Consider the following 10518-nt stretch of genomic DNA (forward strand, 5'->3'; position numbering starts at 1 on the left):
CATGGCGCTTTGTTAGCGCTAACATCGCCAGTATCGACAGGCTCCTGATAGAGCGTCCAATACTGAAAAATTACTTTTATATGCCTTTTTGTTCAGCCAAAGGAATGCGCTCATGACCTCTGACCAAGCGCCTGGCCGCAAGCGCCGAGGCGCCGGCCGCGTAACCCTGAACACCGTGGCGCGCCAGGCCGGGGTGTCGGCGATCACCGTTTCGCGCTATTTCAACCAGCCCGACAGTGTTTCCCCCGAGCGCCGTGAACGCATCGCCGCGGTGGTCGCCGAACTCGGCTATGTACCGAACCTGGTGGCCGGCGGGCTGGCCTCGGCCCGCGGGCGGATTGTCGCCATGGTCATCCCGAACATTTCCGGGCCGATTTTCGCCCAGACCATCCAGGGCTTCAGCGACACCCTCAGCCGCCATGGCTACCAACTGCTGCTGGCTTCCAGCTACTTCGACGCAAGGCAGGAGGAGAGCGCGGTAAGGGCCTTTCTCGGCTGGTCGCCGGCAGCCCTGGTACTGACCAGCCACTTCCATAGCCCGGGCACGGAAAAGATGCTCGCCGACACCGAGATCCCGGTGATCGAAACCTGGGACTACCAGCCCCAGCGCCAACCGCTGCAGATCGGCTTTTCGCACTTTCAGGTAGGGGTTACGGCCGCTCGCCACCTGCACGCCAAAGGCTACCGGCGCATCGCCTTCGTGCAGAACAGCGCCCCGGGAGACTTCAGTGCCCTGGAGCGGCGCGACGGCTATCTGGCAACGCTGGCCGAGTTGGGGCTGGCGCCCCGGGTGTTTGCCCCGGATGCCAACCGCGCGCCCTTCGAGGCCGGCAAACAGGCCATGGAAGCGCTGATGGGCAGCCCGGAACGCCCCGACGCGATCATCTTCGCCAACGACAACCTGGCGGCCGGCGGCCTGCTGGCGGGGCAACGAGCCGGGCTGAAGATCCCCGAGGAATGTGCGGTGCTGGGCTTTGGCGACTACCCCTTTGCGCAGATGCTGCTGCCCAGCCTGAGCACCATCCAGCCACCGGCGCTTCAGATCGGCGTACTGGCCGCGACCCGGGTGCTGGAGAGCCTGGGAGTGCTGCCAGTGGCAGGCACGGTGCAACGCCTGAACCTGCTGCAATGCCGGCTGATCGAGCGCGAAAGCAGTTGAGCCCACCGCCCCTCAGGCAGAGAGCTTGCGCAGCGCCCCATACGCCACCGGCGTAGTCGGGGTTGTCCAGGTGATCCACTGGGTTGATCAATACGCTGGCGGCCCATAGCCCCACCCTGCAGGAGCCGGCGTGCCAGCGGGGGTGTCAATGCGCCTCGGTAAACACCTGCGCCAGCCAGTCGACAAACACCCGCACCCGCGGCGACATGTGCCGGCTATGGGGGTAGACCACCGACACCGGCATTGCCGGGGGCGGCGTGTGACAGAGAATCTCGCGCATCGACCCCTGCTCGATCTGCCGCGCCACGTGATAACGCGGACACTGGATGATCCCCAGCCCCGCCAGGGCCGAGGCGCCGTAGATCTGCGCACCGAACACCGACAAGGCGCCATCGATGGCCACTTCGCGCACCTGCCCCTCGACCAGGAACTCGAAGGGGAACGAGCGGGTGGCGGTACGCGAAACGTAGTTCACCGCCCGATGCGCGCCGAGTTCGTCCAGGCTCTGCGGTTCGCCGTATCGCGCCAGGTAGGCGGGGCTGGCGCAGGTCACCTGCTGCAGGTTCGCCACCCGCCGGGCAATCAGCGAGGAGCCTTCCAGGTTGCCGGCACGCAGCACGCAGTCCACGCCCTCGGCGACCAGGTCGACAAAGTGGTCGGCCTCGCTGATGGCCAGTTCGATCTGTGGATAACGTTGCATGAACTCCCCCAGCCGCGGGATCACGAAGTGCTTGGCCAGGGTGCCGTGCATGTCCACCCGCAAGCGCCCATGGGGCTCCACAGTGCGAAACGCCAGTTCAGCCTCTTCCAGCTCCGCCAGCAGTTGCACGCAACGGGGGTAATAGGCCTGGCCATCCAGAGTCGGGCGTACCCGGCGCGTGCTGCGCTCCAGCAGCCGGGTGCCGAGCCAGGCCTCGAACTGGTTGAGGGTGTGGGTCAGGGTCGCCCGGGGCAGGTTCAGGTCATCGGCGGCTAGAGTGAAGCTGCTGCGCTCGTAGATCCTTACGAACACTTTCATCCCTTTGACTTGGTCCACAGGTGGCTCCAGAAGCTCGATTGTTGGCGAATATTGAACAGTCAAGGCAACTCTGGCGCATTTATCCAGCACGGTAAATCCGTGAACCTGTTGCCCAGACAAGCCGTTCAACCTCCGTGAAGGACTGACCCCATGACCGCTCAAGCCGCAAAAGTCGCCATTGTCACCGGAGCCTCCCGAGGCATAGGCGCAGTAATCGCCCGCCAGTTGGCCAAGGAGGGTTACGCCGTGGCGATCAACTACGCCAGCAGCAGCGAGGAAGCTTCCCGGCTGGTGGTGGAACTGCGCCAGGCCGGGCACCGGGCCATAGCGGTCAAGGCCGACGTGGCCAGCGCCAGCGATGTGCGCCGGCTGTTCGAAGAGACCGAGACCCAACTGGGCAAGGTCGATGTGCTGATCAACAACGCCGGCATCCTCAAGGTGCTGCCCCTGGCCGAGCACAGCGACGAGCTCTATGAGCAGACCTTCGCCATCAACACTCGCGGTACCTTCAACACCCTGCGCGAAGCCGCCGGGCGCCTGAATGACGGCGGCCGTATCGTCAATTTCTCCAGCAGCACCGTCGGCCTCAACCTGCCGGGCTACGCGGTGTACATCGCCAGCAAGGCGGCGGTGGAATCCCTGACCCAGGTGTTTGCCAAGGAGCTGCGCGGGCGCCAGATCACGGTCAATGCCGTGGCGCCGGGGCCGGTGGCCACCGAACTGTTCCTCAAGGACAAGACTGCCGAGCAGGTGGCCAGCTTCGCCAGGATGCCGCCCCTGGAACGCCTGGGGCAGCCGGAGGATATCGCCAGCATCATCAGCTTCCTGGCGAGCCCGGCGGCGGCCTGGGTCAACGGGCAGATCCTGCGGGCCAATGGCGGGCTGGTTTGACGCCTATGCTCGATACATGCGCCGGCACACCGGCTCCCGGGGAGTACCCATCATGCACACCACCATCATCATCACCTTTGGCCTGATCCTGCTGGCACTGGTGCTGTTTATCGGCGAGCGGCTGGGTTTCAGCCGCCAGACCCTGGGCTATGGCTTCTCGGGGCTGTGGCTGGCGTTGACGGTCATCAACGGTGCGGTGGGCATGGTCACCGCCCACCAGCCCCTGCGTTCGGAGCTGGCGGTCGGCAGCCTGGTGTTTGCCGTGCCGGTGCTGGCCCTGGTGTTCTACCTGTTGCTCACCAAGGCCTGAGCGAACGGCTCAGCGCACCAGATGCAGGAACTGCATATGGCGTTCGTACTGGTCGAGGATGTCGTTGATGATCTGTTCCTTGGTGTAGCCCATCAGGTCGTAATCCTGACTGCCCTCGGCCAGATGCACCTCGGCTCGGTAGTAACGGCGGTTGCGCAGCTCTTTGGGACCCATGCCGCCACGGGCGAAGGACGGGGTGAAGTAACCGCGCATCTGCACCTGGTAGATGAACGGGTGCTGGTCGCCATGACCGATTTCCAGGCTCACGCTGTCGTTGGCCGGGTCGGGCTGGGTCACCACGTTCAAGCCCTTCTCGACGAACACCGCGGTCACCTCTTCGATGGCCGGGCGCACTGTCTGGTCGAGGAAGCGATACACCTCATCCCGTGACGGGAAATGCACCGCCTGGCTCAGGCGCTGGCGCCAGCCGCCCTTGCCCCGCCGCGAAGGCGCAACCGGCGCCAGGGAATGCAACTGGGCGATGCGCCGCTGGGATTCCAGGTAGAACGCCTTGTGCAGCCCCCACATCATCAACAGCAGGATCAGCGAGAACGGCAGCGAGGTCAGCACCACCGCCGACTTCAGCGAGTCGATGCTGCCGGCGAACAACAGCGCGCTGGTAACCAGCGCCGTCATCGCGCCCCAGAACACCCGCAGCCATTTCGGCCCATCCTCATCGGCGTTGCCGCCCTTGGCCGACAGGGTCGAGAGCACCACGGTGCCGGAATCCGCCGAGGTGACGAAGAACACGAAGCTGATGAACACCGTGACCGCAATCACGGTCTTGCTCCAGGGGTAGGTTTCCAGCAGCAGGTAGAGGGTCATCGACGGGTTGTCGATAGCCGACATGCCCAGGGCGCTCATACCGTGGTTGAGCACCTGGTCGATGGCGCTGTTACCGAAGATCGACATCCACGCCAGGGTAAAGCCCAGGGGAATCAGCAGTACGCCGAACACGAACTCGCGGATGGTCCGGCCCCGGGAAATCCGCGCGATGAACAGGCCCACGAACGGCGACCATGCAATCCACCAGGCCCAGTAGAACACCGTCCAGCCGCCCAGCCAGTCGCTGGGCTTGTTGTAGGCGTAGACGTCGAAGCTCTTGGTGGGCAAGGCGCCCAGGTAGTCGCCCAGGTTCTGGATCAGGGTGTTGAGCAGGTGCTGGGTGGGCCCGGCGAACAGCACGAACAGCAGCAGCGCCACCGCCAGCAGCATGTTGATGTCGGACATCACCCGCACGCCCTTGTCGACCCCGGACACCGCGACAATGATCGCCGCGCCCATCATCAGGGTGATCAGGCCAACCTGGATCCACTGGGTGTGGGCGATGCCGAACAGGTAGTCGAGGCCGGAGTTCAGGTGCAGTACGCCAAAGCCCATGTCGGCGCCCAGGCCGAACACCGTGGCGATGATGCCGAAGCCATCCACCGCGTAGCCGATAGGGCCGTTGATGCGCTTGCCGATCAGCGGGTACAGCGCCGAACGCAGGGCCAGCGGCAGGTTGTGCCGGTAGGCGAAGTACGCCAGGGCCATGCCGACGAAGGCGAACACGCCCCAGCCGTGCAGGCCCCAGTGCAGGAACAGCAGCTGCATGCCCTGGCGCGCCGCCTCGGCGGTGCCGGCCTCGCCCTGGGGCGGTTGCAGCATGTGGGTCAGGGGCTCGGAAACGCAGAAGAAGAACAGCGTGATGCTGATCCCGGCGGCGAACAGCATGCCGGCCCAGGACAGGTAACTGAACTCGGGTTCGTCGTGGTCGGCACCGAGCTTGATCTTGCCGTAGCCGGACAAGGCGGTGACCACCACGAAGACCAGGTACAGGGTCATCGCCAGCATGTAGTACCAGCCGACCGTGTTGGCCGCCCAGTTTTGCGCCGCCAGCAGCCAGGCGCCGGCCTGTTCCGGCATGGAAATGACCACCACGCCGAAGATCAGGATAAAGCTCGCGGCGAAGTAGAACACCGGAGGGTTCATGCGAATCAGAGCATTCGCGGAGGTGGATGGTGCACTCATGAACGGTGCACCTCGAAGGGATGAAACATGGCTGAAATAGACGGACTCAGCAAAGGCAAGCCTCCTGTTGTGAGCGGGCAGCGAACCACCGGTTTAACTTGAACAAGCGTTCAAGTTAAACATGGATAGGGGGCTCAGGACTAATCGCAGGGCTCAGCGGTACCTTTTGTACGCTAGCTCAGGGAAGGGTATGACGTGTGTCGGACGCAATCGTTCAGCAGAAAAAGCCCCTTGCCGGGCCGGCCTCTCTCCCGTAGGAGCCAGCTTGCCGGCAAAGAGGCCCGCAAGCCCTGCATCGCCCTCAGGGACGCCTTCGCTGGCAAGCCAGCGCCTACACAAGCCAGCGCCTACTTCTGCGAGCCGTCGTCGTGCTGCAGGTTGGCCTGGGTCAGGTTGCAGCCGGCCGGCACGCTGCGGGTCAGCCAGACGTTGCCGCCAATGGTCGAGCCCTTGCCGATGGTGATGCGCCCCAGGATGGTCGCGCCGGCGTAGATCACCACGTCGTCCTCGACGATCGGGTGGCGCGGGTGGCCCTTCTGCAACTGGCCGTCCTCGTCCGCCGGGAAGCGCTTGGCGCCCAGGGTCACCGCCTGATAGATGCGCACCCGCTCGCCGATGATCGCGGTCTCGCCGATCACCACGCCGGTACCGTGGTCGATGAAGAAGCTGCGGCCGATCTGCGCACCCGGGTGGATGTCGATGCCGGTGGCCGAGTGGGCGATTTCCGAGCTGATCCGCGCCAGCAGCGGCAGGCCGGCGCGATACAGATGGTGCGCCAGGCGGTGGTGGATCACCGCCAGGATGCCGGGGTAGCACAGCAGCACCTCATCCACGCTGCGGGCCGCAGGGTCGCCGTGATAGGCCGCCAGCACATCGGTGTCCAGCAGCACCCGCAGGCCGGGCAGGGCCAGGGCGAAATCCTGGATCAGGCGGATCGCCCGGGCGTTGACTTCGGCATCGGCCTCGCCGCTCTGCCGGGCCACATAGCGCAGCTCCAGGCGCGCCTGGGCCAGCAAGGCGTTGAGCGCCGCGTCCAGGGTGTGGCCCACGTAGAAATCCTCGCTCTCTTCGCGCAGGTCCACCGGCCCCAGGCGCATGGGAAACAGGGCACCGCACAGGGCCTCGAGGATTTCCGCCATGGCCGCCCGCGACGGCAGCTCACGCCCGCCCTGCTCGCCGCTGACCCGACCGTTGCGGGTACGCCACTGGTCACGGGCATCACGCAGTTGGCCAACGATGGTCTGCAATTGCCAATGGCTGGAACGCTCGCTCACGATAAGACTCCTTACTCGGGCGGCCGGACAATCGGGCCGCGCAAACGGCGATCACTTTACGCCCGGCGACGGCGGCGCTTAAGAACTAATTGTCTGGCTTCAAGCACTTTTTCGCATAAGCGATTGGCGGTTGCCCGGGCAAAAAGGGCTGCCTATAGTCCTTGCACCTTCCCTGTTCCGTGCGGCCCCATGATCAAACAACAGCTCGCCCGCTTTAACCGTCTCGACCTGCTCAGGTCTACCACCGCCCTGGAAAAACTCGAACGCCTGTCGGCCTGGATCGGTCGCGATGTCTACGTCAAGCGTGACGACAGCACACCCCTGGCCATGGGCGGCAACAAGCTGCGCAAGCTCGAATACCTGGCCGCCGATGCCCTGGCCCAGGGCGCCGACACCCTGATCACCGCCGGTGCCATCCAGTCCAACCATGTGCGCCAGACCGCAGCCCTGGCCGCCAAGTTGGGGCTGGGCTGCGTGGCCCTGCTGGAAAACCCCACCGGCACCCAAGACCCCAACTACCTGGGCAATGGCAACCGCCTGCTGCTGGACCTGTTCGACGCCAAGGTGGAGCTGGTGGAAAACCTCGACCAGGCCGACGAGCAACTGCACGCCCTGGCCGCGCGCCTGCGCAGCAACGGCAAGAAACCCTACCTGGTGCCCATCGGCGGCTCCAATGCCCTGGGGGCCCTGGGTTACGTGCGTGCCGGCCTGGAGCTGGCGCAACAGATCGAAGACAGCGGCCTGGAGTTTGCCGCAGTGGTGCTGGCCTCCGGCAGCGCCGGCACCCACAGCGGCCTGGCCCTGGCCTTGAGCGAAGTGCTGCCGCAACTGCCGGTGATCGGGGTCACCGTGTCGCGCAGCGAAGAAGACCAGCGGCCCAAGGTCCAGGGCCTGGCCGAGCGCACCGCCGAGTTGCTGGGAGTGAAGCTGCCCGACGCTTTCAACGTGCAGTTGTGGGACGAGTACTTCGCCCCGCGCTACGGTGAGCCCAATGCCGGGACGCTGGCGGCGGTCAAGCTGCTGGCCAGCCAGGAAGGCCTGTTGCTGGACCCGGTGTACACCGGCAAGGCCATGGCCGGCCTGCTGGACGGGGTCGGTCGCCAGCGCTTCGACGATGGCCCGCTGATTTTCCTGCACACCGGCGGCGCCCCGGCCCTGTTCGCCTACGCCGGCGCCTTCTCGTAGCCGCGCAAGCCTTGCATCGCCCTCGATGCCGTCTTCGCTGGCAAGCCAGCTCCTACGGGGTCAGGGCAATGGAGTTCTTTGTAGGAGCCGGCTTGCCGGCGAAGAGGCCCACGAACCTTGCATCGCCCTCGATGCCGCCTTCTCTGGCAAGCCAGCTCCTGCGGAAGGATGGCGCGAGGAGAACCAAACAAAAAGGAATAACAAAGTAAATTTATATTATTTTTAAACCTATAAATGCCGTCTTATAGTCGCGCCGCAGGCCCAATTGCCACGAGACGCGCCGCGCGCATTTAAGGCAGGATAAAGCACAGTTCGCGCCTCACCGATTGACCTGCAACTCCACCCGCATCGTGCATAAGAAAACACACAGGGGCTTGTCATGAATTTTTCCGTACTGCGTCGCAATCTGCTGATTGGCACACTGGGCCTGGCCTTGGGTGCCGGACTGATGGGGCAAGCGGTTGCCGGCGAGCAACTGCAGAAAATCAAGGATGCCGGAGTCATCAACGTCGGCCTGGAAGGCACCTACCCACCGTTCAGCTATGTGGACGAAAACGGCAAGCTGACCGGCTTCGAGGTGGAATTCTCCGAAGCCCTGGCGAACAAGCTCGGGGTCAAGGTCAAGCTGCAGCCGACCAAGTGGGACGGCATTCTCGCCGCCCTGGAGTCCAAGCGCCTGGACGCCGTGGTGAACCAGGTGACCATCTCTGAAGAGCGCAAGAAAAAGTACGATTTCTCCATCCCCTATACCGTCTCCGGCATCCAGGCCCTGACCCAGAAGAAGGACGAAGGCAAGTTCAAGACCGCCGCCGACCTGGGTGGGCACAAGGTCGGCGTGGGCCTGGGCACCAACTACGAGCAGTGGCTCAAGGACAACGTGCCCACCGCCATCATCAAGACCTACGACGACGATCCGACCAAGTACCAGGACCTGCGCGTAGGCCGTATCGAAGCCATCCTGGTGGACCGCCTGGCGGCCTTCGAGCTGATCAAGAAAACCAAGGACACCCTGGTGGTTTCCGGCGAACCCTTCTCCCGCCAGGAAGCCGGCGTGGCCCTGCGCAAGGGCGAACCTGAGCTGTTGGCGGCGGTGAACAAGGCCATCGAGGAACTGCGGGCCGATGGCACGCTGAAAAAGCTCTCGGAAAAATACTTCAACGCTGACGTCACCCAATAATGGAAGCAGGCCTGCAACTGGCGCTGGAATCAGCGCCATTTCTTCTCAAAGGCGCGTACTACACGGTCATCCTCAGCCTCGGCGGCATGTTCTTCGGACTGCTGCTGGGCTTTGGCCTGGCCTTGATGCGCCTGTCGCGCCTGGCCCTGGTGAGCTGGATCGCCCGCATCTACGTGTCGTTCTTTCGCGGCACGCCGCTCTTGGTGCAGCTCTTCGTGATCTATTACGGCCTGCCGCAACTGGGGCTGGAACTGGACCCGCTGCCCGCGGCACTGATCGGTTTCTCCCTGAACATGGCGGCCTATGCCTGTGAAATCCTCAGGGCTGCCATCGGCTCCATCGAGCGTGGCCAATGGGAAGCCGCCGCCAGCATCGGCATGACCCGCGCGCAGACCCTGCGCCGGGCGATCCTGCCCCAAGCCATGCGCACGGCCCTGCCGCCGCTGGGCAACAGCTTCATTTCCCTGGTCAAGGATACGGCCCTGGCCGCCACCATCCAGGTGCCTGAACTGTTCCGCCAGGCGCAGCTGATCACCGCCCGCACCTTCGAAATCTTCACCATGTATCTTGCCGCCGCCCTGATCTACTGGATTCTCGCCAGCGTGCTCGCGCACCTGCAGAACCGGCTTGAAGAGCGGGTCAATCGGCACGACCAGGAGTCCTGAAGCCATGATCGTGGTGGAAAAACTGACCAAGCAGTTCAAGGGCCAGACGGTGCTCAATGGCATCGACCTGGAGGTCAAGGAAGGCGAAGTGGTCGCCATCATCGGCCCCAGCGGCTCGGGCAAGACCACCTTCCTGCGCTGCCTGAATTTTCTCGAAGAACCCACCAGCGGCCGCATCCGCATCGGTGACATCAGCATCGACAGCAGCATCCCCCTGAGCCATCAGCAGGGCCGGATCCGCCAGTTGCGCCAGCAAGTGGGCTTCGTATTCCAGAACTTCAACCTGTTCCCCCACCGCACCGCACTGGAGAACGTCATCGAAGGCCCGCTGGTGGTCAAGAAGACCCCGCGGGAGCAAGCCGTCGCCCTGGGTCGCGCGCTGCTGGCCAAGGTCGGGCTGGCAGGCAAGGAAGATGCCTACCCCAGGCGCCTGTCCGGCGGCCAGCAACAGCGGGTAGCGATTGCCCGGGCCCTGGCCATGGAACCGCGGGTGATCCTGTTCGACGAACCCACCTCGGCCCTGGACCCGGAGCTGGTGGGCGAAGTACTGGCCACCATCCGCAGCCTGGCCGAAGAGAAACGCACCATGGTCATCGTCACCCACGAGATGGGCTTTGCCCGGGACGTGGCCAACCGGGTGATCTTCTTCGACAAGGGGGTGATCGTCGAACAGGGCGAAGCCAAGGCGCTGTTCGCCAACCCCCAGCACGAACGCACCCGACAGTTTCTCAGCAAGTTCCTCGGCGCAAGCCACGCCCCCTTGTAGGAGCCGGCTTGCCGGCGAAAAGGCCCTCGAGCCTTGCACCACCCTCGCGGACGCCTTCGCTGG

General features: G+C 64.4%; 10 protein-coding genes. 7 read left to right on the top strand and 3 right to left on the bottom strand.

Annotated features, from left to right (window positions below):
- Positions 1 to 112 precede the first annotated feature (112 nt).
- Positions 113 to 1159: a LacI family DNA-binding transcriptional regulator gene (locus tag F6S12_RS18800; RefSeq protein ID WP_315869198.1), complete on the top strand. Its 1047-nt coding sequence runs from the start codon at positions 113 to 115 to the stop codon at positions 1157 to 1159.
- A 145-nt stretch (positions 1160 to 1304) separates the two neighbouring features.
- Here F6S12_RS18800 and F6S12_RS18805 read toward each other — a convergent pair whose 3' ends face one another.
- A complete protein-coding gene (locus F6S12_RS18805; RefSeq protein WP_011058633.1) occupies positions 1305 to 2195 on the bottom strand; it encodes a LysR family transcriptional regulator in 891 nt (296 codons plus the stop codon).
- A gap of 132 nt (positions 2196 to 2327) precedes the next feature.
- On the opposite strand from F6S12_RS18805, the gene F6S12_RS18810 reads away from it, so the two are divergent.
- Together F6S12_RS18810 and F6S12_RS18815 are read left to right on the top strand one after the other, a co-directional pair.
- Complete coding sequence (locus F6S12_RS18810; RefSeq protein ID WP_019094920.1) at positions 2328 to 3068, top strand: SDR family oxidoreductase; 741 nt, start codon at positions 2328 to 2330, stop codon at positions 3066 to 3068.
- Positions 3069 to 3120: 52 nt separating this feature from the next.
- On the top strand, positions 3121 to 3378 hold the full coding sequence (locus F6S12_RS18815) for a hypothetical protein (RefSeq protein WP_015633747.1): 258 nt from the start codon (positions 3121 to 3123) through the stop codon (positions 3376 to 3378).
- Positions 3379 to 3387: 9 nt separating this feature from the next.
- Here F6S12_RS18815 and betT read toward each other — a convergent pair whose 3' ends face one another.
- A complete protein-coding gene (gene betT, locus F6S12_RS18820) occupies positions 3388 to 5349 on the bottom strand; it encodes a choline transporter BetT (RefSeq protein ID WP_161466434.1) in 1962 nt (653 codons plus the stop codon).
- 386 nt (positions 5350 to 5735) lie between these two features.
- Positions 5736 to 6662, bottom strand: coding sequence for a serine O-acetyltransferase EpsC (gene epsC / locus F6S12_RS18825; protein ID WP_011058630.1), 927 nt, complete (start codon positions 6660 to 6662; stop codon positions 5736 to 5738).
- A gap of 189 nt (positions 6663 to 6851) precedes the next feature.
- Between epsC and F6S12_RS18830 the strand changes: the two genes are divergently transcribed.
- From F6S12_RS18830 to tcyN, 4 genes are all read left to right on the top strand, one after another.
- Entirely contained in the window at positions 6852 to 7847 is a 996-nt protein-coding gene (locus tag F6S12_RS18830; RefSeq protein ID WP_011058629.1) for a D-cysteine desulfhydrase, read from the top strand.
- A gap of 379 nt (positions 7848 to 8226) precedes the next feature.
- The gene (tcyJ, locus tag F6S12_RS18835; protein ID WP_011058628.1) at positions 8227 to 9024 is read left to right on the top strand and encodes a cystine ABC transporter substrate-binding protein; all 798 of its coding nucleotides are present in this window, start codon (positions 8227 to 8229) and stop codon (positions 9022 to 9024) included.
- On the top strand, positions 9024 to 9689 hold the full coding sequence (tcyL, locus tag F6S12_RS18840) for a cystine ABC transporter permease (RefSeq protein ID WP_015633746.1): 666 nt from the start codon (positions 9024 to 9026) through the stop codon (positions 9687 to 9689). Before tcyJ ends, tcyL begins: the two co-directional genes overlap by 1 nt.
- A 4-nt stretch (positions 9690 to 9693) precedes the next feature.
- Positions 9694 to 10455, top strand: a complete 762-nt coding sequence (gene tcyN / locus F6S12_RS18845) for an L-cystine ABC transporter ATP-binding protein TcyN (RefSeq protein ID WP_011058626.1) — start codon at positions 9694 to 9696, stop codon at positions 10453 to 10455.
- The last annotated feature ends 63 nt before the right edge of the window (positions 10456 to 10518 follow it).

The organism is Pseudomonas sp. JV245A, assembly GCF_032424515.1.
In the GTDB taxonomy this organism is placed as follows: Bacteria; Pseudomonadota; Gammaproteobacteria; order Pseudomonadales; family Pseudomonadaceae; genus Aquipseudomonas; species Aquipseudomonas protegens.